This is a genomic window from Thermopirellula anaerolimosa (assembly GCF_054657335.1).
Genome location: NZ_BAAHYX010000003.1, coordinates 1 through 25,133 on the forward strand (window position 1 = coordinate 1; position 25,133 = coordinate 25,133).

31 protein-coding genes and 1 other RNA gene are annotated in these 25,133 nt (G+C 65.7%); 23 read left to right on the top strand and 9 right to left on the bottom strand.

Annotated features, from left to right (window positions below; genetic code table 11):
• Positions 1-56 precede the first annotated feature (56 nt).
• A complete protein-coding gene (locus ACYQ6J_RS00465; protein WP_460182232.1) occupies positions 57-1,418 on the top strand; it encodes a DNA modification methylase in 1,362 nt (453 codons plus the stop codon).
• Positions 1,405-1,788 carry a DUF1937 family protein gene (locus ACYQ6J_RS00470; protein ID WP_460182233.1) on the top strand — a complete coding sequence of 128 codons (384 nt, stop codon included), beginning with the start codon at positions 1,405-1,407 and terminating at the stop codon, positions 1,786-1,788. The genes ACYQ6J_RS00465 and ACYQ6J_RS00470 overlap by 14 nt, the downstream gene beginning before the upstream one ends.
• Positions 1,789-1,793: 5 nt before the next feature.
• Here the strand turns inward: ACYQ6J_RS00470 and ACYQ6J_RS00475 are convergent, their stop codons facing one another.
• The 6 genes from ACYQ6J_RS00475 to ACYQ6J_RS00500 all read right to left on the bottom strand — a co-directional run bounded on the left by ACYQ6J_RS00475 (position 1,794) and on the right by ACYQ6J_RS00500 (position 4,817).
• Positions 1,794-2,468, bottom strand: a complete 675-nt coding sequence (locus ACYQ6J_RS00475; RefSeq protein ID WP_460182234.1) for a class II glutamine amidotransferase — start codon at positions 2,466-2,468, stop codon at positions 1,794-1,796.
• A gap of 9 nt (positions 2,469-2,477) precedes the next feature.
• Entirely contained in the window at positions 2,478-2,672 is a 195-nt protein-coding gene (locus tag ACYQ6J_RS00480; protein ID WP_460182235.1) for a hypothetical protein, read from the bottom strand.
• Positions 2,673-2,696: 24 nt separating this feature from the next.
• Positions 2,697-2,993: a hypothetical protein gene (locus tag ACYQ6J_RS00485; RefSeq protein ID WP_460182236.1), complete on the bottom strand. Its 297-nt coding sequence runs from the start codon at positions 2,991-2,993 to the stop codon at positions 2,697-2,699.
• A 25-nt stretch (positions 2,994-3,018) separates the two neighbouring features.
• Positions 3,019-3,089, bottom strand: an RNA gene (locus ACYQ6J_RS00490) — hammerhead ribozyme type II.
• The gene (locus ACYQ6J_RS00495; RefSeq protein ID WP_460182237.1) at positions 3,090-3,941 is read right to left on the bottom strand and encodes an amidoligase family protein; all 852 of its coding nucleotides are present in this window, start codon (positions 3,939-3,941) and stop codon (positions 3,090-3,092) included.
• Positions 3,942-4,280: 339 nt separating this feature from the next.
• Complete coding sequence (locus ACYQ6J_RS00500; protein WP_460182238.1) at positions 4,281-4,817, bottom strand: winged helix-turn-helix domain-containing protein; 537 nt, start codon at positions 4,815-4,817, stop codon at positions 4,281-4,283.
• A 214-nt stretch (positions 4,818-5,031) separates the two neighbouring features.
• Between ACYQ6J_RS00500 and ACYQ6J_RS00505 the strand changes: the two genes are divergently transcribed.
• The 18 genes from ACYQ6J_RS00505 to ACYQ6J_RS00590 all read left to right on the top strand — a co-directional run bounded on the left by ACYQ6J_RS00505 (position 5,032) and on the right by ACYQ6J_RS00590 (position 19,782).
• On the top strand, positions 5,032-5,187 hold the full coding sequence (locus ACYQ6J_RS00505; protein ID WP_460182239.1) for a hypothetical protein: 156 nt from the start codon (positions 5,032-5,034) through the stop codon (positions 5,185-5,187).
• Entirely contained in the window at positions 5,177-7,453 is a 2,277-nt protein-coding gene (locus tag ACYQ6J_RS00510) for a terminase gpA endonuclease subunit (RefSeq protein ID WP_460182240.1), read from the top strand. Before ACYQ6J_RS00505 ends, ACYQ6J_RS00510 begins: the two co-directional genes overlap by 11 nt.
• Positions 7,446-7,661, top strand: coding sequence for an NrdR family transcriptional regulator (locus tag ACYQ6J_RS00515; protein ID WP_460182241.1), 216 nt, complete (start codon positions 7,446-7,448; stop codon positions 7,659-7,661). The genes ACYQ6J_RS00510 and ACYQ6J_RS00515 overlap by 8 nt, the downstream gene beginning before the upstream one ends.
• Positions 7,662-7,750: 89 nt before the next feature.
• The gene (locus ACYQ6J_RS00520; protein ID WP_460182242.1) at positions 7,751-7,999 is read left to right on the top strand and encodes a hypothetical protein; all 249 of its coding nucleotides are present in this window, start codon (positions 7,751-7,753) and stop codon (positions 7,997-7,999) included.
• A gap of 123 nt (positions 8,000-8,122) precedes the next feature.
• Positions 8,123-9,610: a phage portal protein gene (locus ACYQ6J_RS00525; RefSeq protein ID WP_460182243.1), complete on the top strand. Its 1,488-nt coding sequence runs from the start codon at positions 8,123-8,125 to the stop codon at positions 9,608-9,610.
• Positions 9,591-11,717 carry a phage major capsid protein gene (locus ACYQ6J_RS00530; protein WP_460182244.1) on the top strand — a complete coding sequence of 709 codons (2,127 nt, stop codon included), beginning with the start codon at positions 9,591-9,593 and terminating at the stop codon, positions 11,715-11,717. Before ACYQ6J_RS00525 ends, ACYQ6J_RS00530 begins: the two co-directional genes overlap by 20 nt.
• A 5-nt stretch (positions 11,718-11,722) precedes the next feature.
• Positions 11,723-12,325: an NUMOD4 motif-containing HNH endonuclease gene (locus ACYQ6J_RS00535; RefSeq protein WP_460182245.1), complete on the top strand. Its 603-nt coding sequence runs from the start codon at positions 11,723-11,725 to the stop codon at positions 12,323-12,325.
• A gap of 23 nt (positions 12,326-12,348) precedes the next feature.
• Positions 12,349-12,684 carry a DUF2190 family protein gene (locus tag ACYQ6J_RS00540; protein ID WP_460182246.1) on the top strand — a complete coding sequence of 112 codons (336 nt, stop codon included), beginning with the start codon at positions 12,349-12,351 and terminating at the stop codon, positions 12,682-12,684.
• Positions 12,685-12,692: 8 nt separating this feature from the next.
• Positions 12,693-13,073, top strand: coding sequence for a hypothetical protein (locus tag ACYQ6J_RS00545; RefSeq protein WP_460182247.1), 381 nt, complete (start codon positions 12,693-12,695; stop codon positions 13,071-13,073).
• Positions 13,074-13,079: 6 nt separating this feature from the next.
• On the top strand, positions 13,080-13,727 hold the full coding sequence (locus ACYQ6J_RS00550) for a hypothetical protein (RefSeq protein WP_460182248.1): 648 nt from the start codon (positions 13,080-13,082) through the stop codon (positions 13,725-13,727).
• Positions 13,728-13,752: 25 nt separating this feature from the next.
• Positions 13,753-15,030, top strand: coding sequence for a hypothetical protein (locus ACYQ6J_RS00555; protein ID WP_460182249.1), 1,278 nt, complete (start codon positions 13,753-13,755; stop codon positions 15,028-15,030).
• Between the two features lie 5 nt (positions 15,031-15,035).
• Positions 15,036-15,464 carry a hypothetical protein gene (locus ACYQ6J_RS00560; RefSeq protein ID WP_460182250.1) on the top strand — a complete coding sequence of 143 codons (429 nt, stop codon included), beginning with the start codon at positions 15,036-15,038 and terminating at the stop codon, positions 15,462-15,464.
• A gap of 12 nt (positions 15,465-15,476) precedes the next feature.
• Positions 15,477-15,860: an HK97-gp10 family putative phage morphogenesis protein gene (locus tag ACYQ6J_RS00565; protein WP_460182158.1), complete on the top strand. Its 384-nt coding sequence runs from the start codon at positions 15,477-15,479 to the stop codon at positions 15,858-15,860.
• Between the two features lie 41 nt (positions 15,861-15,901).
• Positions 15,902-16,288 carry a phage tail tube protein gene (locus ACYQ6J_RS00570; RefSeq protein ID WP_460182251.1) on the top strand — a complete coding sequence of 129 codons (387 nt, stop codon included), beginning with the start codon at positions 15,902-15,904 and terminating at the stop codon, positions 16,286-16,288.
• Entirely contained in the window at positions 16,285-16,731 is a 447-nt protein-coding gene (locus tag ACYQ6J_RS00575; protein ID WP_460182252.1) for a hypothetical protein, read from the top strand. The genes ACYQ6J_RS00570 and ACYQ6J_RS00575 overlap by 4 nt, the downstream gene beginning before the upstream one ends.
• Positions 16,732-16,784: 53 nt before the next feature.
• Positions 16,785-16,979, top strand: a complete 195-nt coding sequence (locus ACYQ6J_RS00580) for a hypothetical protein (RefSeq protein ID WP_460182253.1) — start codon at positions 16,785-16,787, stop codon at positions 16,977-16,979.
• 4 nt (positions 16,980-16,983) lie between these two features.
• Positions 16,984-18,966, top strand: a complete 1,983-nt coding sequence (locus tag ACYQ6J_RS00585; protein ID WP_460182254.1) for a phage tail tape measure protein — start codon at positions 16,984-16,986, stop codon at positions 18,964-18,966.
• Positions 18,967-18,984: 18 nt separating this feature from the next.
• Entirely contained in the window at positions 18,985-19,782 is a 798-nt protein-coding gene (locus ACYQ6J_RS00590; protein WP_460182255.1) for a hypothetical protein, read from the top strand.
• A 223-nt stretch (positions 19,783-20,005) separates the two neighbouring features.
• On the opposite strand, the gene ACYQ6J_RS00595 is transcribed toward ACYQ6J_RS00590, so the two are convergent.
• The 3 genes from ACYQ6J_RS00595 to ACYQ6J_RS00605 form a co-directional block, all read right to left on the bottom strand.
• Positions 20,006-20,419, bottom strand: coding sequence for a hypothetical protein (locus tag ACYQ6J_RS00595; RefSeq protein ID WP_460182256.1), 414 nt, complete (start codon positions 20,417-20,419; stop codon positions 20,006-20,008).
• Between the two features lie 155 nt (positions 20,420-20,574).
• Complete coding sequence (locus ACYQ6J_RS00600) at positions 20,575-20,877, bottom strand: hypothetical protein (RefSeq protein WP_460182257.1); 303 nt, start codon at positions 20,875-20,877, stop codon at positions 20,575-20,577.
• A 33-nt stretch (positions 20,878-20,910) separates the two neighbouring features.
• Positions 20,911-21,462, bottom strand: a complete 552-nt coding sequence (locus ACYQ6J_RS00605) for a hypothetical protein (protein WP_460182258.1) — start codon at positions 21,460-21,462, stop codon at positions 20,911-20,913.
• 290 nt (positions 21,463-21,752) lie between these two features.
• Here ACYQ6J_RS00605 and ACYQ6J_RS00610 point away from each other — a divergent pair, with 290 nt between their 5' ends.
• From ACYQ6J_RS00610 to ACYQ6J_RS00620, 3 genes are read left to right on the top strand one after another with little or no spacing between them, the layout of a single operon-like run.
• Positions 21,753-22,802 carry a glycosyltransferase family 4 protein gene (locus tag ACYQ6J_RS00610; protein ID WP_460182259.1) on the top strand — a complete coding sequence of 350 codons (1,050 nt, stop codon included), beginning with the start codon at positions 21,753-21,755 and terminating at the stop codon, positions 22,800-22,802.
• Complete coding sequence (locus tag ACYQ6J_RS00615; RefSeq protein WP_460182260.1) at positions 22,799-24,115, top strand: radical SAM protein; 1,317 nt, start codon at positions 22,799-22,801, stop codon at positions 24,113-24,115. The genes ACYQ6J_RS00610 and ACYQ6J_RS00615 overlap by 4 nt, the downstream gene beginning before the upstream one ends.
• Positions 24,112-24,888 carry a glycosyltransferase family 2 protein gene (locus tag ACYQ6J_RS00620; protein ID WP_460182261.1) on the top strand — a complete coding sequence of 259 codons (777 nt, stop codon included), beginning with the start codon at positions 24,112-24,114 and terminating at the stop codon, positions 24,886-24,888. Before ACYQ6J_RS00615 ends, ACYQ6J_RS00620 begins: the two co-directional genes overlap by 4 nt.
• The last annotated feature ends 245 nt before the right edge of the window (positions 24,889-25,133 follow it).

The window sequence follows — 25,133 nt, forward strand, 5'->3', positions numbered from 1 at the left end:
GGGCATAGCGAGAGTTGCTTTTCGTGGTCAGGAGTTTGAGGAGCAAGGAAGCACGCATGAAGATCGAGCTTTGGGAACTGGGCCGTGTGCGGCCCTACGACAAGAACCCCCGGCAGAACGACCAGGCCGTGGATGCCGTGGCCCGGTCTATCCGGGAGTATGGATTCCGCCAACCCGTTGTGGTGGACGCCGACGGGGTGATCATCTGCGGCCACACCCGCTACAAGGCAGCCCAGAAGCTGGGCCTGGAGAAGGTGCCCGTCCACGTGGCCAAGGACCTCACGCCCGAGCAGGTCAAGGCCTACCGCATCGCCGACAACAAGACGGCCGAGCTGGCCGACTGGAACTACGAGCTGCTGCCGATCGAGTTGGGCGAACTCCAGGGGATGAACTACGACCTGGGCCTCTTGGGCTTCTCGGAAGAGGAGCTGGCCAAGCTGCTCGATCCCGGCGTGAAAGAGGGCCTGTGCGCCCCGGACGAGGTGCCCGAGCCGCCCGACGAGCCGATCACGCGGCCCGGCGACCTGTGGCTGTTGGGCGAGCACCGGCTGCTGTGCGGCGACGCGGGCAAGGCGGAGGACGTGGACCGGCTCCTGGATGGCAACCCGGTGCACCTTGTGAACACCGACCCGCCGTACAACGTGCGGGTCGAGCCCCGAAGCAACAATGCCATCGCCGCGGGCTTGAGTTCGTATCCGAGCGCGGAAGAACTCCAGGGCGGGCGCCGGCGGCAGCGGGTGCTTCATCACCAGGCGATGGACGTGGCCCGGCATCCCGAGAAGGCGCAGGCCACGCACCGCAAGCTGCGGGCCAAGGACCGGCCGCTGGAGAACGACTTCGTCTCGGACGAGGAGTTCAGCCGGCTCCTGCACGCCTGGTTCGGCCAGATGGCTCGCGTGCTCTTGCCCGGCCATGCCTTCTACGTCTGGGGCGGCTACGCGAACCTTGGTAACTATCCCCCAGTGCTCCGGGAGCACAAGCTCTACTTCTCCCAAGGCATCGTCTGGGACAAAGAGCATCCCGTTTTGACCCGAAAAGATTTTCTTGGGTGCTTCGAGCTCGCGTTCTACGGCTGGAAGGAGGGGGCTGGCCACCGCTTCTTCGGCCCGAACAACGTGCCCGACCTGTGGCACGTCAAGAAGGTCAGCCCGCAGAAGATGCGGCACTTAACTGAGAAGCCAGTGGAGCTGGCCGTCCGCGCGATGCAGTACTCGTCGCTGGCGGGCGAGAACGTGCTCGATCTGTTCGGCGGCTCGGGTTCGACCTTGATCGCCGCCGAGCAGACCGGCCGCAAGGCGTTCCTGATGGAACTCGATCCGTTGTACTGCGACGTGATCGTCCAAAGGTTCGAGAACTTCACGGGCAAGAAGGCCCAGCGGATTGCGGTGCAGGAGGTGGTGACCGATGGGAGCAAGTAAGCTGGCGTATCTCGCATCGCCCTACTCGCACCCCGACGCGGCCGTGCGCCAAGAGCGTTTCGAGGCTGCTTGCCGTGCCGCCGCGGAACTCATCCGGCAGGGCCATGTTGTGCTGTCGCCCATTGCCCAGAGCCACTCGATTGCCCAGCATGGCCTGCCTGTGGACTGGGATTTCTGGGAGAGGCAGGACCGGCGGCTCTTGGCCGCCTGCGACGAACTGTGGGTGCTTAAGCTCGACGGCTGGCAGCACAGCCGGGGTGTCCAAGCCGAGATCGCCATCGCCCGCGCCGCTGGCAAGCCGGTGCGGTTCGTAAGTGAGACGGAGTTGGCCGAAGAGAAGGCCGCAGCGGCCCATGGAAAGGATTTCTGATGCGTCTACGCGAGAATCGAGAGCCGATGATGCCTGACCGAGCCGCGTTCCAGCCGCAGCACGCCAGCGTACTCGTCGGCGACCGAGAACACCCGGCCCGGCAGCCCCGCGGGCAGGCTGGCGAAGTAGAACCCGCCGGGCGTTTCCGAGAAGCACAGCGGGTTGCCGCGGCGGACGACCACGAGCCGCACGGGCTTTCGCCACAGGCCGAGCAAGGCCAAGGGGCCTTCCGCTTGAGCCACGGCCCAGGCGGCCCGCTCCACAAGCGGCCCGGCCCGGCGCATCATCAACAGTCCCAGCACTTCGCTGTCGCAATCCGTCTTGGGCCGCAGGCCGTAGCGACGCAAGAGTTCGCGGTAGTTGCGGACCACGCCGTTGTGGACAATCCAGCCGCGGCCGGCCGGGTGGGGATGGTTGTTGCGGTTGTCTTGGGGATCGCCGTGGGTGGCCCAGCGGCAATGGCCCACCATCGCTACAGCGCCGCGGCAGGCCTCCAGGTCGCCCAGGCGGGCCGTGGCTGCGCCCGGGCGCTTGAAGGTGTGGACATTTCCATCGGCGTCGACCCACGCCAGGCCGAAGGCATGGCGGCCGCGGGTCTCGGTTTCGGCGGCGATCCGCCGCAGACGGGCCAAGTCCGGCCCGCGTCCGTCTTTGCTCAGGAATCCGAAGATGCCGCACATGGTCGTTCTCTACTGGGCGTCGCCGTCGTCTGGGGCTTCTTCGGGGGCGTCGAGCCAAGCCTCGAAGCGGATGAAACTCGGACGCTCCGCCACCAACGCGGCCCAGTGGTCGCGGGCGGTGCGGGTGCGGAAGCGTTTCTCACGTGTAATCAGCCGCCCGCCCCGCGGGGCGGCTTCCGTCCATCGCAGTACGAATGCGTTCATGGCTGGGCTCCTTGCGTTGCTTCGTCAGGCGGTCGGTCCAGCCTTTTCGAGTTCGACACGAGCGCGGAACTCTCCGCAATAGTCTTTTGCCACCATGTAGATGGGGACGCCATGCTGGGCGGCCAGCTCAGCCGCGCGGGCGCCGGCTTCGCTCAGCCGGCGGAATGATTCCGGCCAACAATTGACCCACTTCCCCTCATCCGTGAGGAGCTCGACCACCCATGGCTCGTCCTTGGCCGCATTTCGGGCTGGCCCCGGGCTGTAGCGAATCTGCACGGTGGCGGCTGGTTTGGTTTCGTGGAAGTTTGCATGCTTAGTCATGATTCTGGTCCCTTCGTCGCTTCGGTTTGGGTTGCCTCGTCAGGCGGCCGGCACCCATCCGGCCGCGACGCCCGCATCCATGCAGACGTTTCGGCTTCAGGGCATGGCGTCGTACTTGCGGGCCAGGCGGCGAAATTCGGCCTTCACTTCGTCCTGGGGGATGGCGTCCGAAATCCATCCGTACTGCTTGCCGCCGTGGATGCGGGCGTACCCGCGGCCCCACGCCAGGTAGCCCAAAAGACGTTCCGTCTCGCTCTGGCCCGGGCCCGACTTCTTCCAGCCGCCCATGGGAGCCTTCGGCGCCCAGGTGGGCATCCGCTTGGCCGCCAAGGCCCGCTCGACCAGGCCCAACGAGACCTGAATCCACCCGACGACCTTGGTGGGGTTGAGCGAGCCGCTGAATACGCGGAACTCCACGGTGTCCTTGGTGCCGCGGGCCAGGTTCGTAAGGTTCAAGGCGTGGTAGCGATCGCGGTCCAGGGCGGGCTTGGCCGTCTTGTCGCTTCCGTACTTCCGCACCCCGCCGCAGTACCGGCCCCGCTCGCGGGACTTGGTGCCGGTGATCGCATAGAGGCCCTTCTCGAGGTAGGCGACGATGGTGACCAAGCGGGCCAAGGCCTCGCTCGGCCAATCGCGCCGCCACCCGACGTGGATGTGAACCCCGCAGGAGGCGTTGACCCGATGGCCTTTGGCTTCGAGGATTTCGAGGACCTCGATTACCTGGCGGATGCCTTCTTCGCCCCGCAGCACGGGGCTTACGATCTCGCACTTGTGGCCCCCGTGGCCATTGTCGATCGAGCCGTCGGCTTCGGCCTTCCAGCCGGCCGGGAGGTACGGGACCTGGATGCCGTGGCGGTAGGGGCCGATCCGCAGGCCGTCGTTCTGCACGGCGCTATCGGGGGCGATCGTTTCGATCTCGATCCCGAAGGTCAGTTCCGTGGCGTTCATGGCGGGGTTCCTGGCTGGTGGCGGATGCTATTCGTTTGTACATCACACAGGAGCCATGAACGGCCGAGAACATCAAGCGGATTTCCCGCCTCGTGGGCCGGATTTTTCGGAATACTTTCGGGCGACTTCGTAGCACCGCCTAACGCTTGTGGCCGGCAGGGGACTAACGCTTTCGGCCGGCCTGCCGGAAGATGGGGGCTCACGGCGGGCGGCGGCGTTGCCGGGCCAGGGCGAGGGTGTGGCGCTGTGCTGGCCACGTGGGGCCCACAGTGGCCGCGTGTGGCGTCCCGGGCGGGAGCCGGGACGCAGGGGCCAGACGGGGGTTGGCCGCGGTACGGGCTACGCCCGGGCGAACTTGCCCCGCTCCGCCTTGCGGAAGCGGGCCGCCGCCCCCTTGGTGGCGATTTCCCGCGCGATGGCCGCGTAGAGCGTCCGGTCGGGCGTCTTGCCGCCGGGCGATTTCCAGTAGCCTTTGGCCTCGGCAGCCGCGACGATCTGCTTGGCCGTCATCGGCTGGCCCGTTTCTTCCAGCACCCGGGCGGCGGCGTCCAGGGCGCTTGGGCGCTTGGGCTTGGGCTGGCCCTTGGTGGGGCGCGTGCGCGGCTTCGCTGCGTCGCCTGGCGTGGCGCTGTCGGGAACAACCCCTTCGGCGGCCGGTTGCGCGTGGACTTGCGCGCCCGTCCGACCGCCACGCTTGGACTTGTCGGCCTCGGCCCGCAGGCGCTGGGCGCTTTGGATGCGGACCTTCTTGCCGGTGGCCAGGTTCGTGGCGTCCCAGCCGCCGTGGCGATTCTCGCCGTCGATCCGCACGGAAGCCAGCTTGCCCGAGACCTTGGCAATGTAGACCTTGCCAATCTGTACCTCTTCGCGTTTCATCGCATCGCTCCTGGGAACAGGGGGAAAACGGGGATTGCCTCTACGCCATGACACACAAGCCATGTTTCGGCCAGCGCATCAAGCGGATTTTTCGCCCCATCGCACGGAATTCCCGGAATACTTCTCGGCGGAGGCGTAGCACCCGATGACGGACACCAGCGCCCAAGGACGGCACGGTAGCCCGCTTGACCCCCAGGCCTTACGGCTGGAGGACATGGCCCGGCTGTTGTCGGCCGCCGGCCCGAAGGCGGTCACCGTGGAAATGCTCCAAGCGGACATCGACGCCGGGGCCCCGACGAACGCCGAGGGCACGATGAACCTGGTCCACTACGTGGCCTGGCTGGTGAAGGAGATGGGCCGTGGCGATTGACCCCAGGCGATTGCGTCCCAGCGAGCTGTGCCGGCTGGTCAACTCCACGCCGCTGGGCACGGTCTTGGACGAGCGGCAGTTGCACCGCCACCGCACGCGGGCGGGTTTTCGTATCGGCGATGGGCGTACGGTGGACCTCTTCCGCTACGCGGCGTGGCTCGTGGAACTGCGGCACGCGCCAAGACGAGAGCCCGAGGGCGACCCTTACGAGAAGCTCAAGGAGCGCGCCGCGGCACGCAATAAAGCCCTGTCGCTTGCCGGCCGGGACATCGGCGAGCTGCCGGCCGTCGTCAACCCGGAGCGGAAAGAGCGGGCCGAGCGCGACTTCCGCTTCTTCTGCGAGCAGTATTTCCCGATGACCTTCCACCTGCCCTGGTCGCCGGATCACTTGAAGGTCATGGCCAAGATCGAGCAGGCGGTGCTTCGCGGTGGACTCTTTGCGATGGCCATGCCCAGGGGGGCGGGGAAGTCCAGCCTAGCGGAGACCGCCTGTCTCTGGGCCGTGCTTTACGGCCATCGAGAGTTCGTCTGCCTGATCGGCTCGGACGAAGGCCACGCGATTGCCATGCTCGAGTCGATCAAGATGGAACTGGACGGTAGCGACCTGCTCTTGGAAGATTTTCCTGAGGTGGTCTACCCGATCCATTGCCTGGAAGGCATCGCCAATCGCTGTGCTGGGCAGCTTTACAAGGGCGAGCGGACGCACATCGGCTGGACCGCCCGGGAGATCGTCCTGCCCACCATCCCTGGAAGCAAGGCCTCGGGCGTGGTCATCAAGGTGGCGGGCCTGACGGGCCGCATCCGGGGCATGAAATACAAGCGGGCCGACGGGCACACGGTAAGGCCCAGCTTGGTCGTGCTCGACGATCCCCAAACCGACGAGTCGGCCCGGAGTCTCTCGCAGTGCGCCACGCGCGAGAGCATTTTGGCGGGGGCGGTGCTTGGTTTGGCGGGGCCCGGCAAGAAGATCAGCGGGATCATGCCCTGCACGGTGATTCGCCCGGGCGACATGGCCGACAACATCCTGAATCGCGACAAGCACCCGGAGTGGAACGGCGAGCGCACGAAGCTCGTCTACAGCTTCCCGACCAACGAGAAGCTCTGGCAGAAATATGCCGAACTGCGTGCCGAAAGTTTTCGCCGCGGTGGGCACGGCGAAGAGGCGACGGAGTTCTACCGCCAGAATCGCGAGGCGATGGATGAAGGGGCGGTGGTAGCCTGGCCCGAGCGCTACAACCACGACGAGCTTTCGGCCGTACAGCACGCCATGAACCTGAAGCTCCAGGACGAGCGGGCGTTCTGGGCCGAGTACCAGAACGAGCCTTTGCCCGAGGAGTCGGCCCAAGATGCAGACCTTACGGCCGACGAGATCGCCGCCAAGCTCAACCGCCTTCGCCGGGGCGAGGTGCCCCTCGGGTGCAATCACCTCGTGATGTTCATCGACGTGCAGCAGAACTTGCTGTTCTTCGTGGTGGCGGCCTGGGAGGACGATTTTACGGGCTACGTGATCGACTACGGGACCTACCCGAAACAACATCGGCCGTACTTCACGCTCCGCGATGCCCGGCCCACGCTGGCGGCGTTAACGAAGGCCGCTGGCGTGGAAGGGGCGATCTATGCCGGACTGGAGACGCTCACCGCCGACTACCTGGCCCGCGAGTTCCGCAGGGACGATGGGGCCTGCCTGCGGATCGAGCGGTGTTTGATCGACGCCAACTGGGGCCAATCGACGGATGTGGTCTACCAGTTCTGCCGGCAATCGGCTCACGCCGCCGTGGTGATGCCCAGCCACGGGCGGTTCATCGGGGCATCGAGCCGCCCCTTGAACGACTATCAGCGCAAGCCGGGGGACCGCTGCGGGCTGGGCTGGCGCATCCCCAACGTCCAGGGCCGTCGGGCCGTGCGCTATTGTGTCTACGACACCAACTTCTGGAAGTCGTTCGTCTACGCTCGGCTGGCCGTGGCGATGGGCGACCGGGGGTGTCTTTCGCTCTTTGGCGATCGGCCGGACGAGCACCGGCTTTTCGCCGAGCACGTGACGGCCGAGTACCGCGTGAAGACCGAGGGCCGCGGCCGGACCGTGGACGAATGGAAGCTGCGCGTGTCGGCCGGCGACAACCACTGGCTGGACTGCCTGGTGGGCTGCGCGGTGGCCGCGTCGATCCAGGGAGTTTCACTAGCGGGAATGCGTGCGGAGCCTGACAAGGATCGCCGGCGGGTCAGCTTCGCGGAACTTCAGCGAAGGAGACGAGGCCATCATGGATGACGCATCCCAAGTCCCAAGCGGCACGCCCCCAGCCCCAAAGCCGGAGCGTGGCATCGCCTGCCCCCGGTGCGGGTGCCGCCACTTGCGCACCACGCACACCGAGCCGTTGCCGAGCGGCCGCATCCGCCGCCGCAAGGTGTGCCGGCATTGCGGCAGGCGGATGGTCACTTACGAGCTTGCCCCTCGCATGGTAGGCCCGGATCGCTAGATGTAGCACGATTTCGGAATTCCGGGCGAAAAAGTCCGACAGTTCGGCCTTGCGCCGGGTAGGTCAAGTAATAGGGGGATGTTCAAGCCTTGGCTGGGCATTCCCGTGAAACAGGCTCGCGTTTGCCGGAGACGAACCAGGTGGCCGACAACCTCGACGACACCATCCGCCAGAACGCCCAGGGGCCGGCCAAGGTGGCCGGCGACGCGGGCAGTGTCGAGCAGCATCCGCTACCCGACCAGGTAGCGGCCGCCCGTTACTTGCAGTCCGCGGAGGCGGTACAGCGGAAACACCGCGGCCTGCGTTTCGGCAAGTTCGTTCCGCCGGGGACGGTCTGAGTCTCGATTTGGTTGGCGCGGCAGGGTTAGGCGTGGCTCGGTGCGGCTCGGCATGGCTGGGCTCGGTGCGGCAAGGCAAGGCGTGGTTTGCTTAGAAATCGCGTCCTGCCGGGGATAAGTTGAATGTTTGCATGGATGCGATCTTTGTGGCCAAGCAAGGCCGCCCCGGTGACTCGTCAGCCGCGTTCGTGGCGGCCTGCGATTGCCCTGCGAGGCCGCTACGACGCGGCGGCGACCACCGAAGACAACCGCCGGCACTGGGCGGCCGCCGATGGGCTTTCGGCCCGGGCGGCCAACAGCCCCGAGGTCCGTCGCATCCTGCGCAACCGCTCCAGGTATGAGGTCAGCAACAATTCCTACGCCCGGGGGATCGTACTCACGCTGGCTAACGACACGATCGGGACCGGCCCCAGGCTCCAGATGCTCACCGCCAATGCTGAGGCCAACCGGCGGATCGAATTGGAGTTCGCCCGCTGGGCCAAGGCGGTGAACTTGGCCGAAAAGCTCCGCACCATGCGCATGGCCCGGGCCCAGGACGGCGAGGCCTTTGCGATCCTGACCAGCAACCCGCGATTGGCCACCCAGGTGAAACTCGACCTGCGCCTGGTCGAGGCCGACCAGGTAACCACGCCGGACCTGGGCGCCCTTGGCGCCAATGCCGTCGATGGGATCGTGTTCGATTCGAGCGGCAACCCGGTCGAGTATCACGTGCTGCGTCACCACCCGGGCGACGCGCTCGTGGCTTTGGGCCTCCAGTACGACCGCCTGCCGGCCGAGTCGGTGATTCACTGGTTCCGCATGGACCGCCCTGGCCAACTCCGTGGCATCCCCGACATCATGCCGGCCCTGCCGCTTTTCGCCCAGCTCCGGCGGTTCACGCTGGCCGTGATCGCCGCCGCCGAGACGGCAGCCGACTTCGCCGGCATCCTCTACACCGACGCCCCGCCGGGCGGCGAGGCCGACGCGGCCGAGCCGTTCGAGCCGATCGAACTGGAACAACGCGCCCTGGTCACCATGCCGGGCGGCTGGAAGATGAGCCAGCTCCAGGCCGAGCAGCCCGCGACGACTTATGCCGAGTTCAAGCGCGAAATCCTCAACGAGATTGCCCGCTGCCTCTCGATGCCGTACTGCGTCGCAGCGGGCAACAGTAGCGGCTACAACTACGCCTCCGGCCGGCTGGACCACCAGACGTACTTCAAGTCGATCCGTGTCGAGCAGGCCCACCTTGAGGCCGTGGTGTTGGATCGCGTGCTGGCCGCTTGGCTCGACGAGGCGGTGCTGATTCCAGAGCTCTGGCCGGAGAACCTGGGGCCGATGCCTGAGTGGCCGCACCAGTGGTTCTGGGACGGCCAGGAGCACGTGGACCCGGCCAAGGAGGCCACGGCCCAGGCCACGCGCCTGGCCAGCCACACCACGACCTTGGCCTACGAATACGCCCGGCAGGGCCGCGATTGGGAAGAGGCCCTGCGCCAACGGGCCAAGGAACTGCTCTTGATGCGCGAGCTTGGGCTCCCTCCCACGCAGACAGTGCCCGAGCCCGCATCGGATGACCAGGACACGGACGAGGAGGACCAAGAGGAGGAACCGACGAATGCCGCTGCCGCAGCGTAAGCCGGACGAATCCCATGACGAGTTCATCGAGCGGTGCATGGGCGATCCGGTCATGGTCGAAGAGTTTCCAGATGCGGCGCAGCGCCGGGCGGTCTGCGAGCGCCAGGGGAAGGTGCGCACGGAGGCCTACCTGAACCTGGTCTGCGATCCCGGCTCGATCACGATCGAGGCTGCTGACGAAGGCCAGGGCGATGGCCGGCCTAAGCTGCCGCGGTTCTCGATGGTCGCCTACACGGGCGGGCCGATGCGGATCGCCGGATGGCGCTGGCCGGTGATCGTGGACCTGGCTGGGCTGGCGATCCCCTCGCAAAGCCGGCCGATCCGCTTCGGCCACGACATGGCAAGCGGCGTGGGGCACACCGACGCCATCCGCATCGAGGACGGCCGCCTAGTGGCCACGGGCATTGTCTCCCGCGACACGCAGGCCGCCCGGGAGATCGTCGCCAGTGCCCGCAACGGCTTTCCCTGGCAGGCGTCGATCGCGGCGTCTGTGGAAGAGTTCGAGTTCGTCAAGGAGAACCAGAAGGTGCTGGTCAACGGCCGCCAGTTCGCCGGGCCGGTCAACGTGGTCCGCAAGGCCACGTTGGGCGAGATCAGTTTCGTGGACCTGGGGGCCGACGGGGCGACCAGTGCCAGCCTGGCCGCGGCCGGCCTGCAAGCAAACAAGGAGGAGAACCAAGCGATGGAGAGCCTTTCCGACACGAATCCTCAAGTGCAGCCTGGCGAGCCTGCGGACACCCACGTCGCGGCGGACGCAGGCGATTCTGGGCCCGACCCCCAAGTCCCCAGCCCCAAGCCCCAAGCTTCTGACGCGCAGGCCGCTGAAGCCACGCGAGTGTTGGCCATCCGCATGGTCTGCGGCGGCAAGCACCCGGACATCGAGACCCAGGCGATCCAGGAACACTGGGATATCAGTCGCACGGCGCTGGCGGTCTTGCGAGAAGAGCGTCCCAAGGCCCCGGCCGTGCAGGTCCGCAGCCCCGAGGTCGTGACCGGCCGACTGCTCGAGGCTGCCTGCATGCTCACGGCCAAGGCTGCCCAGGTGGAGGAACTCTTCGACGAGCCGACCTTGGAGGCAGCCACGCGCCGGTTCCGCGGCGGAATCGGTCTCCAGGAGCTTCTTCTGGAGGCCGCCTGGGCCAACGGCTACCCGGGCCGGAACTTCCGCGACAGCCGCGCCGTGCTGCGATTCGCCTTCCGGCCCGAGTTGGAGGCTGGTTTCTCGACCATCGACATCGGCGGCATCCTGTCCAACGTGGCCAATAAGTTCCTCTTGGACGGCTTCTTCTCCGTCGAACGCACCTGGCGGAACATCTGCGCGGTGCGGAACGTCTCGGACTTCAAGACGGTGACGAGCTACCGGCTCATCGGCACGGACCAGTACGAGCAGGTCGCCCCGGGCGGGGAGCTCAAGCACGGCACGTTGGGCAACGAGACCTATACGAACAAGGCCGACACCTACGGCCTGGTCCTGTCGATCGACCGCCGGGACATCATCAACGACGACCTGGGGGCGATCACCACCGTGCCGAGGAAGCTCGGCCGCGGTTCGGGTCTCAAGATCAACGACGTCTTCTGGAAGACCTTTCTGGACAACGCCGGCTTCTTCTCCGCAGGGAACAAGAACTACTTGGAGGGGGCCGACACAGCCCTTTCCATCGACGGCCTGACCAAGGCCGAGGTGGCGTTCATGGACCAGGTGGACTCCGACGGCAAACCTATTGGCATCATGCCGGCGATCCTGCTGGTGCCCACCGCTCTTTCGGCCATCGGCTCGCAGCTCTTCAAGTCGATGGATCTCCGGGACACCACATCCAGCACGAAGTACCCGGTCTCCAACCCGCATCAGGGCAAGTTCCGGGTGGAGGTGAGCCGCTACCTGTCTAGCAGCCAATATCCGGGCAGTTCCAGCAAGGCCTGGTACTTGTTGGCCACGCCGGACGACCTGCCGGTGATCGAGGTGGCGTTCCTCAACGGCCAGGAGAGCCCGACGATCGAGACGGCCGACGCGGACTTCAATGTGCTGGGGATTCAGGCCAGGGGCTACCATGATTTCGGCGTGGCCAGGCAGGACCCCAGGGGAGGGGTGAAGATGAAGGGGGAGTAGGGCAAATGGAACCCGACCTCGTCACAAAGACAGACGCTGTCTCTTGGGCTCCGCCGCAACCGTTTCCGATCGCTGCGCCCCAGGAAACCTGGCGGTGTATCCCGGGGTGCGACGGTTTTTACAGCGTGAGCAACCTTGGCCGCGTGCGGAGTGAACCGATCCAGACCAGTTCGGTTGGGAGGCGTCGAGGAAGGATTCTGAAGTGCTCCCCAGACACGAAGGGGTACTTGCTGTTCGGCGTGTGCCTGCCTGGCCGAACGCGCCGGACGATGAAAGTCCACCACGCCGTTGCATTGGCATTCCTTGGTCCGCGACCTGATGGTTACCAGGTCAATCATAAGTCCGGTGACAAGCTGGATAACTCGGTGGCCAACCTCGAGTACGTCACGTGCCGTGAAAACATCCGGCACTGTTGGCAGAGGGGGTTGCACGGCACGGCCCACTGCCGAGGCGAGGCAAATCAACGGGCGAAGCTGACAGCCGACGATGTCCGAGTAATTCGCCGGTTGTATCCAGAGGTTTCGCTCGGCCGCTTGGCCGCTCTGTATGGTGTAACGAAAACAAATGTTTGGTCAATCGTGCGAAACAAGACGTGGCAACACGTCTAACCCAGGAATAGGAGATCACTTCAATGCCTACGGCTGTTTTCATCCAGGATGGCCACACGATCGACTACACGCCGTCGGCCGATTGTGCGGCGGGCGATGTCGTGGTCCAGGGCGATCTGGTGGGTATCGCCCGAACGCCGATCCCCGCCGGCACGCCGGGCTCGCTGGCCGTGGCCGGGGTGTTCGACGTGGCTAAGGCGAGCGCGACGGAGTTCGCGGCCGGGGCCAAGGTCTATTGGGACGCCGCCAACAAGCTGGCCGTGACCACCGACGCGGCCGGGGCCAACAAGCTTGTGGGCAAGGCCGTCCGCGCGGCCGGCGCCGGGCTGACCACGGTCCGCGTGCGGCTGAGCCAGTGACGCTCCCTATGGGCGACCTGCTCGATGATGGCCTCGGCTGGCTGGCCGAGAAGCTCAAGGCCCACGCCTCGCGGCCGATTGTCTACCGACGCGGGGCTGACGAGGTGACCGTTCAAGCGATCGTCGGGCGGACGCTTCTGAAGCTGGACGACGGCTACGGCGGCGTGCGCATGGAGTGGACCGACCGGGATTTTTTGATTGCGGCCGACGACCTCATTCTCGCCGGCCGGAGGACGTTGCCCAAGCGGGGCGACCAGATTCGGGAGAATCAGGACGGCAAGACGCTGGTCTACGAGGTGCTGGCCCCAGCGGGCCAGCCCGAGTGGCGATGGAGCGATCCGCATCGCAAGCTGCTGCGGATTCACACCAAACAGATCGGCGAGGAGTGACAAACGATGATGCGACTGTGTGCCGTGATTCTTGCGGCCTTGCTCGTGGGGCTGGCTGCGGTCGGCCTGGGGGCCGTGGTCGGCGGCAACCGGGCACCCGATGGGACCGAGGTCCAGTGCGACCTGCCGGTGGAACTTCATCGCCGCAACACGACCTCGCGGGGCCAGGGCTGCTGCGTGTGGACTTCGATCCACCATGCGGCGCTGTGGCAGAACGTCCCGGCCTATCAAGAGGCCCCGAAGTGGATTCAGGAGCACGGCGTACCGGGCGGGGCGTATCCGGGGGCCGTGGAAAAATACCTGCCCGAGATGGCCCGCCAGCGTGGTGCAAGCCAGGCGCCTGCGTTCCTCAACTACGAGGGCAGCGACCTGGAACTGTTGAAGCTGGCCTGCCGCACGGGCCGGATGCCTGCGGTCACGTATAGCTATAGCCCCAGCGGCCGCTATGGCGGAGGGCGGATCGCCCACATGGTCAACCTGGTCCACGCCGACGATCGCTACTTCGCCGTCTTGGACAACAACTACATCGGGGAGAACCAGATCGAGTGGATGACGCCTGAGGAGTTCCGGCGTTCGTGGACGGGCCTGGGGGGCGGGTGGGCGGTGATCCTCCTGGCTCCGCCCCCGCCCCCACCGCCAACCAGCGCAAACTGAGGGCTCTCACGCGGAAGGACCTGTCATGTACGCACTCTTGTTTCCGCTTCTGTTGGGCCAGTGCGGTCCCGGCGGTTGCGCGATCCCGTCGGGTTGGCCGCAGTGGCAACCGATGGTTGTCGACCGCACGGTGTGGCAGCCGGCCGTCTTCGATGTCGAAGTCGTTCCGCCTGATGCTCAGGTTTGGTTCGATAGCCACGCAGTGCGGCTTCTGGGCGGAAAGGGCCGCGTCCAGACGCCGCCCCTGGAGCCGGGCCGGCGCTACCGCTATCGCGTGACGGCCCGCTGGGGGGATGTCCAGCGTGAGTGGACTCTGAGCTTCTCCCCTGGGCAGACGGTCCGCGTGGTGCTGCGGCGCGATGAACCCGCGCCCTCGACGTCGGGGAGCACCGCGTCGCCCAGCGGCTCCTCGGCCGCCCGACAATCGCCACCGGCTTCGACCAAGCCGGCTCAGCCACAACCGCCTTCGCCGCCACCCTCGTCCCCCGAGGAAGGCGTGAGGCTGAAGACTGAAGACCGCAGGAAGGCGGACAACAGTCCCTCCAGCCTCCCGCCTTCAGCCTCCGGTCTTCCGCAAGGCCAGTTGCCGGTGGTGGAACAAGACGGAGTCCAGAACTTCGGCATCGACCGAGCCGGCCTGAACGGTTCGGCCGAGCGGATCACGCTGGGCGGCCGGGAGATCACCCGCTCCGAAGCCACGCAAATCCTCCAGGCCGGCAGCTTGGCCGATGACAGCGGCAAGTTGCGCCTGACGGTGATCGGTAACGACGTGGATCGCAAGCGGGTGCTGGATGATTTGAAAGGTCCGCTTGCCGATGTTGCGGCTCAATGTCTGGTCCAGGACTATCCGCCGGAACACTGGGCCGTAGCCGGGGCAGGCTTCCACACGGCCGGCAAACCGACGATCTACGTCCAGGCCCCGGACGGCAGGGTACTGCACCGGCAGGACGACTATGCCGACGGGGCGGAAGGCTTTCGACAGGCCTTCGAGCGCGTGCGCAGGCCCGATCCGGACTACCGCCCCGACAAAGATCCCGACCTGAGGCGGCCGCTGGGAGGTCTGCTGTCGAGGGTAGTTGACTTTCTGATGTATCCCTTCCGCACGATTCTCTCGTGGCTTCTGGCCGCGGGCGTGGTGTTCATCCTGGTTGTGCTGGTCATGAAGGGCTGGTTTGTCTACCTCTTGGGCCTGTTGGCGAGCCTGGTACCCGGACCGCCGAAGACGGCCGGCACCGCGCAAAGCCAAGCCGCCAAGAGCCGGTCGGCCCGGCAATCGACCGCCAAGTCGCGTACGAGGAGATGATCCACATGGCCACGATCGTCGCCCTGGCCGATGCGGTCGTCTCGGAGCTGAACGGCGAAGGATGGAGTCTCCCGTTCGCCGCCCGGCGGCTCTATCGGCCACGGTTCGAGCCGGCGGACCTGAAGACGCTCCAGGTGAGCGTCGTGCCTCGGAGCCTGGTCATCGAGGCCGCAAGCCGCGCGGACGACAGCCGCCAGTACCAGATCGACATAGCGGTCCAGCAGAAGCTCGATGCCGACCCGTCCGAAGAGATCGACCCGCTTCTGGGGCTGGTCGAAGAGATCGCCCGGCACTTCCGGTTGCGGCGGCCGGCGGCGATGCCCACCGCCGTGTGCGTCAAGGTGGAAAACGATCCGGTCTACGCAGTGGAACATCTCGACGAGCTGCGATGCTTCACCAGCATCATCACGCTCTCGTTCCGCATGGTGGGGTGAGCGATGGTGGGAATGAAGGCGAGAACCCGCAGCCAGATGCACAAGGTCGCCCGGAAGGCCAAGCGGGCCAGCATCGAAAACCTCGGCCATGCCGGCGGGGCGATCCGCCTGGCGGCGGTGCGGAGCGTCCGCAAGCGCAAAGGGCCGTCGCCGGCCGGCCAGCCGCCGCACACGCACACCCGACGGCTGCCCCGGGCGATCAAGTACGCCGTCGAGAAATCCCGGCAGGCGGTGGTGATCGGGCCGGATGTCGAATCGTTTGGCATGGCCGGCAAGGCCCACGAGCATGGCGGGCGTTATCGGCGCGAGCGTTACCCGAAGCGTCCCTTCATGGGCCCGGCGCTGGAGAAGACCAAAGACCGCCTGCCGAAGCTCTGGGCCGGTTCCGTGCGGTGAGAGAGGCTGAAGACTGAACGCGGGAGGCTCGAGGAGATCAGATGGCAACCAATTGGAAACTCGGCCGCGAGTGCACGCTGTCGATCGGCACCAACCAGTTGAAACTGGCCAAGGAGGTGACCGTCGAGCTGGGCGGCAGCGAGGCCGACGTGACTACCCGGGACAGCCAGGGCATCAAGCGGAGCGTGGTGGCACTCAAGGAGCTGACCATCTCGGGCACGGCCGTCTACTCGCCGGATGATGCGGCCGTGCAGGCGCTTGTTTCCGCCTACACGGGCGGCACGCCCCTGGAGGTGACGGTTTCGGACCCGACCTTGAGCTACACCGGCAAATGGGCGGTCACGAACCTCTCGCAAGGCCAGCCGCTGGAGGACGTGGCCACGCTGGAATTCACGCTCAAACCGACACTGGAGGCCTCGACAGTATGAGAACCTTTGAGGATAGCGCCGGCCGAACGTGGACGGTCGCCGTCAACGTGGACGCTGTTAAACGGGTTCGCGACCTCTTGAAGGAGGACCTGCTGGATATCGAGCAGACTTTGCCGCGGCTCCTGGTCGATCCGATCCTCTTGTGCGATGTGGTCTATTGCGTCTGCAAGCCGCAGGCGGATGCCGAGAAGATTTCCGACGTGGACTTCGCCCGGGCGATGGCCGGCGGGACCATCGCCCAGGCCAAGGCGGCCCTGCTCGAGGAGCTCGTGGATTTTTTCCCCGAGCCGAGCCAGCGGGAGACGCTCCGGCTGGCGATCGGCAAGTACAACCAACTGAGCCAACGGGTGAAGGAACTGGTCACAGCGCGAATGAACAGCCCGGCGTTGGCGCAGGAGATCGAGGCGGCCCTGACGGGCGCTTACGACTCGTTTACGAGCTAGCGGGGATTGTTGGCGTCGACCCGGGGCCGCGGACCTTGCGGGAGTTGTGCTGGATGGTGGAGGGTCGGCAGCGAGACCAGTGGAACCATACGGCGCAGGTACTTGCCATGCTGTATAGCGCCTTCCGGGGTAAAGGCCAAAGACCCCTCGGTCCGGCGGATTTCCACCCGCTTGCGAAGAAGCCCGCCCCAACCATGACGCTCAAGCAGCTGAGCGAACTGGGCTTCCTGAAACCGTCCAAGGATTGAGCCGATGGCAAGCCCTTCTGGAATCCGAGCCGGACAGGCCTTCGTCGAACTCTTCGCCGACGATTCCCGTTTGGTGCGTGGGCTGAAGGCCGCCTCGAAGCGGCTTGCGGCCTGGGGTCGAAGCGTCACGGCGGCGGGGCAAAAGATGCTGACTGCCGGGATGGCGGCCGTAGGTGGCTTGCTCGGAGCGACCAAGGTCTTCGCTGGCATGGGCGATACGATTCAGAAAATGAGTCTGCGGACCGGCGTGTCGGCCGAGTCGCTTTCCGAATTAGGGTTCGCGGCGGAACAGTCGGGGGCCGACCTCGCGACCCTCGAAGGCGGACTGCGGAGAATGCAACGCGCGATTGGCGAGGCTATCGACGGATCGCAGACGGCAGTGGACGCCCTGGCCGCTTTGGGACTCTCCGCCGGGGGGCTGGCCGGCCTATCGCCGGAAGAGCAGTTCAAGCTGATCGCCGACCGAATCGCCGGAATCGAGGACCCGACGCTCAAGGCGGCTGCCGCAATGGAAATCTTCGGTCGCTCCGGCACACAGCTCCTGCCACTCATGCAGGATGGCGCTGCCGGGATCGAGGCCCTCCAGCAACAGGCCCGTGACTTGGGGCTGACCATCTCCGGGGAGGACGCCAACGCCGCGGCGGCGCTCAGCGACGCGATGAACGTGCTGTGGCGCGTCTTCAAGCAAGGCGTGTTCGCGATAGGCTCGGCGCTTGCGCCAGTGCTGCAGGACTTCGCCGAACGGGCGGCGGGCGTGATCGAGAGCGTCGCCGACTGGATCAAACAGAACAAGGCTGTGGTGCTCACCGTGTTCAAGGTGGCCGCCGCGGCGGCAGTCGGCGGGGCGGCTTTGATCGCCTTGGGCAGCATTCTCTCCGGACTGGGCTTCGTCTTCGCCACGCTGGCGAGCATCGTCGCCGGCGTGGGCACGGCATTGGGCGTGATCGGGTCGCTCTTGGGTGCGATCCTGTCGCCCCTTGGGCTCGTGATTGCTGCCCTGGCATCGCTGGGCGGCTATCTGCTTCATATCTCTGGCACGGGGCAGAAGGCTTTGTCATGGTTGGGCCAGCAGTTCGCCGCCCTGCGGGATACGGCCCTAGCCGCCTGGCAGGGGATCTCCGACGCGCTGGCTGCCGGGGACCTCAGCCTGGCCGCCCGAGTGCTATGGCTGACGCTCAAGATGGAGTGGCAGAAGGGGGTCGCCTGGCTCACGGACAAATGGATCGGCTTCAAAGAGGCCTTCATGGCCGTGGCCACCGAGGCCGTCTACGGCACGGCCAAGATTCTCACCTCGGCCTGGGCTGGAATGCAAACCGCTTGGGTCGAAACGGTAGCCTTCATGTCCAAAGCGTGGACCATGTTCACCAGCTCGCTGGTTACCGGTTGGCGGACGGCCCAAAACTGGATCGCCAAGAAGTTTGTGCAGCTCATGGCGATGTTCGACGAGAGTGTCGATGCCGAGGCCGCCATGCGAATCCTCGACGAGGACTTTGCGCGGGAACAGCAGGAGCGGGATCGAGCGACACAGGAACGACTCCGCGACATCGAGGCCAGCCGGCAGGCCAAGCGCCAGGCGATCGAAGGGGAAGAACAGGGCACGCTCGATGTCCTAGAAGAGGAGCGACAGCGCCGGCACGTGGAGCGCCGGCGGCAGCACGACGCAGACCTCAAGGCGGCCGAGGATGCGGTTGCCAATGCCAAGCGCCAGTGGCAGGAGGCCCTCGACGCGGCGGCCCGCAAACGGGCAGAGATTTCCCAGACCGCCGGCCCGGAGCGCGTCAAGGCCATCGGTGACCTGGAAGGTTTCGACTTCGAGGGCCTGGCCCGGCGATCCATAAGCGTCACCGGGACCTTCAACCCACTGGCCGCGGCCGGCCTGGGAACCGGCGGCCCCCTGGAGCGTGCTGCCCGGGCCGGCGAGGAGACGGCCAAGAACACCAAGAAGCTGGTCCAGCAGGCCCAGCACGGCGGATTGGTATTCGCTTGATCGGAGGATGTGCCGCGGATGCCGATCGCCGTCTTCGAAAAATGGGAAAGCCGCCAGACGACCGAAGGCGAAAGCCCGTCGGTGGACCTTATCTATATTGTGCGAGGCACGGACAACGATTTGTCGGCCAAGTCGGCCTTGGCGGCGGCCTCGCCGGTGCTCTACGACGGCCTGGTTCGCCAGTCGCTGCACATCGAGCGGGTCGCCGCAGACATCTGGGAAGGCTCGGTCCGCTACGGCAAGCTCCAGCCGCCCGAAACCGGCGACTCCAGCTACCAGTTCGACACCGGCGGCGGCACGCAGCATATCACCCAAAGCCTCCAGACGGTCGGACGCTACGCCCCGTCTGGCAAAACCGCCCCGGATTTCCAAGGGGCCATCGGCGTGACGCACGACAACGTCGAGGGCGTGGACATCGCGGTCCCGGTCTTCAACTTCTCCGAGACGCACTACATCGCCTCGCCCCTGGTAACCTCCGCTTACAAAGCCACGCTCTTCTCTCTCACCGGCAAGGTCAACGGCGGTACGTTTCGGGGGTTCGCTCCCGGCGAGGTGCTCTTCTTGGGGGCCTCGGGCTCGCAGCGCGGCCAGGAGGATTGGGAGATCACCTTTCGGTTCGCCGCCAGCCCGAACGTCACCGGCTTGGTCATTGGCAACATCGCCGGCATCAGCAAAAAAGGCTGGGAATACCTCTGGGTCCGCTACGCCGACGATGAAGATGCCGCAGCTAAAGCCCTCGTCAAGAGGCCGATCGCCGCCTACGTCGAGCAGGTCTACCCCTACGGGGATTTCTCGGGCCTAGGCATCGGGGCTTGAAAAGGGGGCTGCCGGCGTGGGAAATCCCTTCAAAAAAGTGCAGCCTGGCCAGAAGCTGGAAATCCCGGCCGAGGCCTTCAATACCTTCATCGACGCAGCCCTGGACTTCAAGGCCCGGCAGCGAGCGCAACAGCAGTCCTCCCATCCCCGCCATCCCAGCAGCACAATTATCAAAATCCGCAACCAGACGGGGGCGGACCGCGAGCGGTTCGACGTTGTCGCCTTAGAATCGCCGATCATCCCGCCCGCCGACAACCTCCAGACCTTCAAAGGCGAGCCGGCCATAAACGGAGTGGTTCCCCAAGGATCGGAGCATCGGGGGCGATTCGCCATCCTGTTGGAGCCAGTCCCCGCAGGCCAGATCGCCCGTTATGCCTGCGTTTCCGGGGCGACGGTTGTCCGCCTGAACGTGCTCGACGAGGCGCATCAGTATGCCGACATCGCCCACGAAACCTGCCAGTACCTGGAAAGCTGCCCTTCCGGTGGGGCCGCTCTTCTCTGGAGAGAATCGGGTACAGGCGTTAAGTGGGCCATCGTTCGCCTCGGAAATAGGCCGGACGATATCTGTCGTTTCAAGCTGGCCGCCTCCCTGGAACGCTGCGGCCAAGCCCTGGCCGTCAAGATCGTCTCCAGCCACTCCAGTTCCTCGGGCATAGGGCAACCGCAATGGTGCGATACGGCAGAGACCATCACGATCGTCGATGCCCTGGGCATCGCCCCGGTGGGCGGGCTCCCGGCGGACACGTTCGGCTGGGCCAAGTGGATGGCCGACAGCCAGGCGTGGGAATTGCTCTATTGGGGCGAGGGGTGCTGCGCCAGCTCTTCGAGTTCGTCGAGCAGCTCCAGTAGCTCCTCGTCATCGAGCAGCTCTTCCAGCGGCTCGAGTAGCTCATCGTCCAGTAGTTCGTCTTCGGGTAGCAGCTCCTCGTCATCGAGTAGTAGTTCTTCCTCCTCGGGTAGCAGTTCCTCGTCATCGGGAAGTTCTTCGAGTGGTTCGAGTGGTTCCTCCGGCAACTGCCAATGTATGACGGTGATCACGAGCGTCTCCGTGGACGAAAACGGCTGCCTGATCGTTACCGCCCGGGAAATTTGCATGCCGGTGGATTGTCCTATGGGCGACGAATACACCTACACGGTCTGCCCGCCCAGTTCTTCTAGCGGTAGCTCTAGTTCATCGAGCGGTTCTTCTGGGGCTTCGTCCAGCTCTTCCTCTGGTAGCGGTTCGTCTTCTAGCGGTTCATCAAGCGGTGGGCCGTCGTCGAGCTCAAGTGGCGTGTCCGGTAGTTCGTCGTCCAGCGGGGAAAGCTCATCGTCTTCGGGCGATTCTTCCAGTAGCGGCCCTTCATCCAGCAGCTCCTCGGGTAGTTCGTCGTCCAGCGGCGGGCCGTCGAGCAGCGGCTCTTCGTCGAGTGCCTTTGGCAGTTCTTCTAGTTCGAGTAGCGGTTCCAGTAGCGGCGGGCAGAGTAGCTCATCGTCGTCCGGGGCCGAGGGTAACTCCTCGAGCAGCAGTTCGTCCCCGTCGAGCGGTTTGGTCCCCCCGCCGCCACTCCCATCATCGAGCAGTTCGTCTAGTAGTAGTTCGTCGAGTTCTTTCAGTAGCAGTTCGTCCAGTTCGTCGAGCGGTAGCATTCCCTCTAGCAGTTCGTGGAGCAGTTCGTCTACGTCTGGCTCACCCAGCACTGCATCTAGTAGCAGTTCGGGCTAGGTATGATGGTACGAATTCTTCGATACAGCGGTGCGGTGACACGCTGGATTGCCGCTGGGCGGCCGGTCCGCAGCGATGCCCGCGTCCAAGAAATCTTCGATACGCTGTGCCGCCCTTGCCAGTACTTCGACGCACGGCGGCAGACCTGCCGCCTGTGCGGCTGCGCGGTCCGACGAAGTGGATCAGCCTTCCTGAACAAGATCAAAATGGCGACCGAGCGCTGCCCCTTAAATCCGCCTAAGTGGAGCGAGGAGGTGTCTCCGCGATGACGATCTTTGTTCTCGGTTACCCAGGGGCAATGGGTGGAGCAAACACCGAATGCTGGCATACTGTGAAGCTCTGGCGCCAGGCCGGCTGGGAGGTCCACCTGATCCCCACCTGGGGCCGTGACGACCGATGGCGCGAGCGGCTCGACATGATTGGCGCCGTAACCCACTGCGTGTCGGCTGCTGACCTGGAAAAGGTCCCCGGCCTGGCCGGCTCCGTAGTGGTGGCCATGTGCAACGGGAATCTCTGGGGCGTCTATGGCCGGCTCCGCAAACTGGACTGCCGCGTGGTATGGGTCAACTGCATGACGTTTATGTTTCCCGATGAGCGGCAGGCAACCCAGGCAGACGGCCCGGCCGATGCCTACGTGTTCCAAAGCCACTTCCAGCGCTCGATGCTCGAACCGGAGCTTGCAAAGCTCGGCTACCGGCCCGAACAGGGCCACTTGATTCGCGGGGCGTTCGATGTGGAGGAGTTCCCCTTCAACCCGCGCACCCACCAAATCGGCACCGAGTTCGTGATTGGCCGCCTCGCCCGGCCGGACCTCGACAAGTGGTCCTCGAACACCTGGCCGATCTATGGCGCCGTCCCCTATGCCCACCGCAAGGCCTTGGTGATGGGCTGGAATGAACGCTTGGAGAAAAAGCTCGGCAAGCCGCCGGCCTGGGCCACGTGCCTCAAGCCGCAGGAAATCTCCACGCAGGAGTTCCTCTCCCGCTGCCATGTCCTCCTGGCCATCAATGGCGGTGCCCGGGAGAATTGGCCTCGCGTGGGCCTGGAGGCGATGGCCGCCGGCGTCCCCCTGGTGGTGCAGAACCAATGGGGCTGGCGCGAAATGGTCCGCCACGGCGCGACCGGCTTCTTGTGCGATAACGACCAGGAGCTGGCCTACTACACGGCCCACCTGGCCTATGACGAACGGAAGCGCCTGGTGATGGCCGAGGCCGCCCGGGCGCACGTCGAGCGCCTGGCTGACGCTGAAACCATCTTGGCCGGCTGGCGCCGGCTCTTCGATTTTTTGGGCACCGCAAGGAGCAAGGCTGCATGATCGGCATCGCCATCGCCGCGGTGGGAATCCAGCCCGAGATCGTGCGCCGCTGCTACCAGTCGTTGGCCGACGCCCGGCTCGCTGTGCCCTACCGCGTCCATGTGCAGACGGCCTGCGAAGGCCAATTCAGCCGCTCGGCCGCCCGCAATCAAGCCATCCTGGCCCTGATCCCGCACTGCGAGAAGATCATCTGCCTGGACGTGGACTGCCTGGTGCCGCCGGGCCTTGTCGAACATGCGGCCGAGAATATCCGCGATGGCCAGGCCGTCTGGGCCCTGGTCCGCAAGGTGTCCGCCTTCGACGGCCAGTATCGCTGGGACGAATGGCGTCCGATACGCCCGTGGCCTTGGGGCACCGGGGCCTTCGTGGGCATGACCACCGCCGATTGGCTCCTGGTGGGCGGCTGGGACGAGCGGATCACCACCTGGGGGAGCGAAGATGACGTGCTGGCCCTCCGCCGCAAAGAGCACGGCATCCAGACGCTCAAGGTCATGGATCATCCCCTGGTGCACGTGGACCACGAGTACCGCGGCCGGAATCTCGAGCACGCCAAACAGAATCGGCAAATCGGCGCAACGCCGCCGCCCCGCAACTACCTGACCGGCCGGCTGTCCTTAGACCTGCAAAGCCATGTGCTCTACCTCTGGCCCACCGGCCTATGCCAGGCGTCGTGCCCCCAGTGCAGCCAGCAGGTTCTGATGCGGAAAGCCCACGCCTACCAAATGACGCCCGACGAGATCGAGCAACTCATCGAGGCGGCCCGCCGCTCCGGCTATCCCCCCTTCCGCCAAATCATCGTCGCCGGCGGCGAATCCTTTCTGTGGGCCCACCTGGTGGAAGGCCTGCGCATGCTGCGGGAAGCCCGGCTGGGGCCCATCGAGGCCTATACGAATGCCCTGGCCGTCTCGAAGATCGAGCCGGCGATCGAACTCATCGACACCCTGCGGATTTCGCTCTACGACTGGAACCGCCGGCAGGTGGAAGACCTCCGCCGGACGCATGGGGCCAAGTGCCGGGTGGTGGACTGCCGCCGGCATTGGCGCTTGCCCAGTGCCCCTTACGGCGAGGAAATGCTGCCTGCCGACTGCGTGGGCCCGGGATATCTGCTGTACGATGGCTACCTCTACCCTTGCTGCAACTCGCCGGCGGTCCCTCTGGGGCTTGGCATCCCGCTGGAAGGAGTGCCGCGCTGCCGCGTGCAGCCAGGGTTCATCGAGCTACTGGCACGCCTGCGGCAGTCCATGGCCCCCTTCTGCCGGGCCTGCGTGGGCAATCGCAAGCTGCGGCCGTGGCTAGAGGAGGTGCGGGCATGAAGATCGCCTGCTTGTGCGCGACGTTCAACCGGCCGGCCCAGCTCGCCGAGGCGATAGAATCGTTTCTCCGCCAGACCTACCCGGCCGAGCGGCGGGAACTTGTCATCCTCGACGACGCCGGACAGTACGACCCGGCGGCCTGCGAGCATCTGCCCGGGGTGAAGCTCATCACTACCCGGCACCGCTTCCGCACGCTGGGCGAGAAGCGGAACGCCACGGCCGCCTTGGCCTCGCCCGACGCGGAAGCCTACGCCGTCTGGGACGACGATGACATCTATTTGCCATGGCACCTGGAGGCGATGGCCCAGGTCTTCGCAGCCGGTAGCCCCTGGTCGCGGCCGGCGGAAGTGTGGATCGACCGCCGCACCTATTTGGAACGCAAGCCGACCGGCGGCCTGTTCCACGGCTCCTGGGGTTTTACCCGCGAGGCCTTCCTATCGGCAGGCGGCTATCCGGCCATGCAGAGCGGCCAAGACCAGGCCCTTGCCGGCCGCTTCAAACGCGCCGGTATCCGCAGCGATTCGCCAAGCCAAGTCCTCTGCTCCGAACCGCTCCGCCTCTCTGCGTGCCCCATGCCCCAGGCTCCCCGCTCATTGCCCAGCTACATCTACCGCTGGCACACCTACCCGAATGCCCGGCACATCTCGGCTCTGGGCGAAGACGGCTACCAGCGCCGCGGTGAGGAGTTTATCGAGCGCGTGGCTTGCCTCACGGCCTGCTGGTCGCACGACTGGAATGCATTGGCTGAGGCTTCTTGGACGCCGGTTGCCTGAGAGAATCTCACGCCCCGCGGGGCGCTGGCGGGGTCTTACAGATGCCCCGCCGACGTTTGTCCTTTCTGCCAGTCTCCGGCCTACCAGGGGGCGATGGGATGACCGGCCCCCACTCGGGCGGCATTTGTAGTGCGTCTCGGGAAGAATTCGGTCCATCGGGCAGTTGGATTCCGGTGGCGCGGAAATTTTTTTTGGAGGGGGTAGTTGACACACACACACACAGGTATAGGATCGGCGGTGGCATG

What these genes read in the sequence shown, in the direction of transcription:
- ACYQ6J_RS00465 (WP_460182232.1), top strand. Translation starts at nt 57, where the DNA reads ATGAAGATCGAGCTTTGGGAACTGGGCCGTGTGCGGCCCTACGACAAG.
- ACYQ6J_RS00470 (WP_460182233.1), top strand. Translation starts at nt 1,405, where the DNA reads ATGGGAGCAAGTAAGCTGGCGTATCTCGCATCGCCCTACTCGCACCCC.
- ACYQ6J_RS00475 (WP_460182234.1), bottom strand. Translation starts at nt 2,468, where the DNA reads ATGTGCGGCATCTTCGGATTCCTGAGCAAAGACGGACGCGGGCCGGAC.
- ACYQ6J_RS00480 (WP_460182235.1), bottom strand. Translation starts at nt 2,672, where the DNA reads ATGAACGCATTCGTACTGCGATGGACGGAAGCCGCCCCGCGGGGCGGG.
- ACYQ6J_RS00485 (WP_460182236.1), bottom strand. Translation starts at nt 2,993, where the DNA reads ATGACTAAGCATGCAAACTTCCACGAAACCAAACCAGCCGCCACCGTG.
- ACYQ6J_RS00495 (WP_460182237.1), bottom strand. Translation starts at nt 3,941, where the DNA reads ATGAACGCCACGGAACTGACCTTCGGGATCGAGATCGAAACGATCGCC.
- ACYQ6J_RS00500 (WP_460182238.1), bottom strand. Translation starts at nt 4,817, where the DNA reads ATGAAACGCGAAGAGGTACAGATTGGCAAGGTCTACATTGCCAAGGTC.
- ACYQ6J_RS00505 (WP_460182239.1), top strand. Translation starts at nt 5,032, where the DNA reads ATGGCCCGGCTGTTGTCGGCCGCCGGCCCGAAGGCGGTCACCGTGGAA.
- ACYQ6J_RS00515 (WP_460182241.1), top strand. Translation starts at nt 7,446, where the DNA reads ATGGATGACGCATCCCAAGTCCCAAGCGGCACGCCCCCAGCCCCAAAG.
- ACYQ6J_RS00525 (WP_460182243.1), top strand. Translation starts at nt 8,123, where the DNA reads ATGTTTGCATGGATGCGATCTTTGTGGCCAAGCAAGGCCGCCCCGGTG.
- ACYQ6J_RS00530 (WP_460182244.1), top strand. Translation starts at nt 9,591, where the DNA reads ATGCCGCTGCCGCAGCGTAAGCCGGACGAATCCCATGACGAGTTCATC.
- ACYQ6J_RS00535 (WP_460182245.1), top strand. Translation starts at nt 11,723, where the DNA reads ATGGAACCCGACCTCGTCACAAAGACAGACGCTGTCTCTTGGGCTCCG.
- ACYQ6J_RS00540 (WP_460182246.1), top strand. Translation starts at nt 12,349, where the DNA reads ATGCCTACGGCTGTTTTCATCCAGGATGGCCACACGATCGACTACACG.
- ACYQ6J_RS00545 (WP_460182247.1), top strand. Translation starts at nt 12,693, where the DNA reads ATGGGCGACCTGCTCGATGATGGCCTCGGCTGGCTGGCCGAGAAGCTC.
- ACYQ6J_RS00550 (WP_460182248.1), top strand. Translation starts at nt 13,080, where the DNA reads ATGATGCGACTGTGTGCCGTGATTCTTGCGGCCTTGCTCGTGGGGCTG.
- ACYQ6J_RS00555 (WP_460182249.1), top strand. Translation starts at nt 13,753, where the DNA reads ATGTACGCACTCTTGTTTCCGCTTCTGTTGGGCCAGTGCGGTCCCGGC.
- ACYQ6J_RS00560 (WP_460182250.1), top strand. Translation starts at nt 15,036, where the DNA reads ATGGCCACGATCGTCGCCCTGGCCGATGCGGTCGTCTCGGAGCTGAAC.
- ACYQ6J_RS00565 (WP_460182158.1), top strand. Translation starts at nt 15,477, where the DNA reads ATGAAGGCGAGAACCCGCAGCCAGATGCACAAGGTCGCCCGGAAGGCC.
- ACYQ6J_RS00570 (WP_460182251.1), top strand. Translation starts at nt 15,902, where the DNA reads ATGGCAACCAATTGGAAACTCGGCCGCGAGTGCACGCTGTCGATCGGC.
- ACYQ6J_RS00575 (WP_460182252.1), top strand. Translation starts at nt 16,285, where the DNA reads ATGAGAACCTTTGAGGATAGCGCCGGCCGAACGTGGACGGTCGCCGTC.
- ACYQ6J_RS00580 (WP_460182253.1), top strand. Translation starts at nt 16,785, where the DNA reads ATGGTGGAGGGTCGGCAGCGAGACCAGTGGAACCATACGGCGCAGGTA.
- ACYQ6J_RS00585 (WP_460182254.1), top strand. Translation starts at nt 16,984, where the DNA reads ATGGCAAGCCCTTCTGGAATCCGAGCCGGACAGGCCTTCGTCGAACTC.
- ACYQ6J_RS00590 (WP_460182255.1), top strand. Translation starts at nt 18,985, where the DNA reads ATGCCGATCGCCGTCTTCGAAAAATGGGAAAGCCGCCAGACGACCGAA.
- ACYQ6J_RS00600 (WP_460182257.1), bottom strand. Translation starts at nt 20,877, where the DNA reads ATGCAAATTTCCCGGGCGGTAACGATCAGGCAGCCGTTTTCGTCCACG.
- ACYQ6J_RS00610 (WP_460182259.1), top strand. Translation starts at nt 21,753, where the DNA reads ATGACGATCTTTGTTCTCGGTTACCCAGGGGCAATGGGTGGAGCAAAC.
- ACYQ6J_RS00615 (WP_460182260.1), top strand. Translation starts at nt 22,799, where the DNA reads ATGATCGGCATCGCCATCGCCGCGGTGGGAATCCAGCCCGAGATCGTG.
- ACYQ6J_RS00620 (WP_460182261.1), top strand. Translation starts at nt 24,112, where the DNA reads ATGAAGATCGCCTGCTTGTGCGCGACGTTCAACCGGCCGGCCCAGCTC.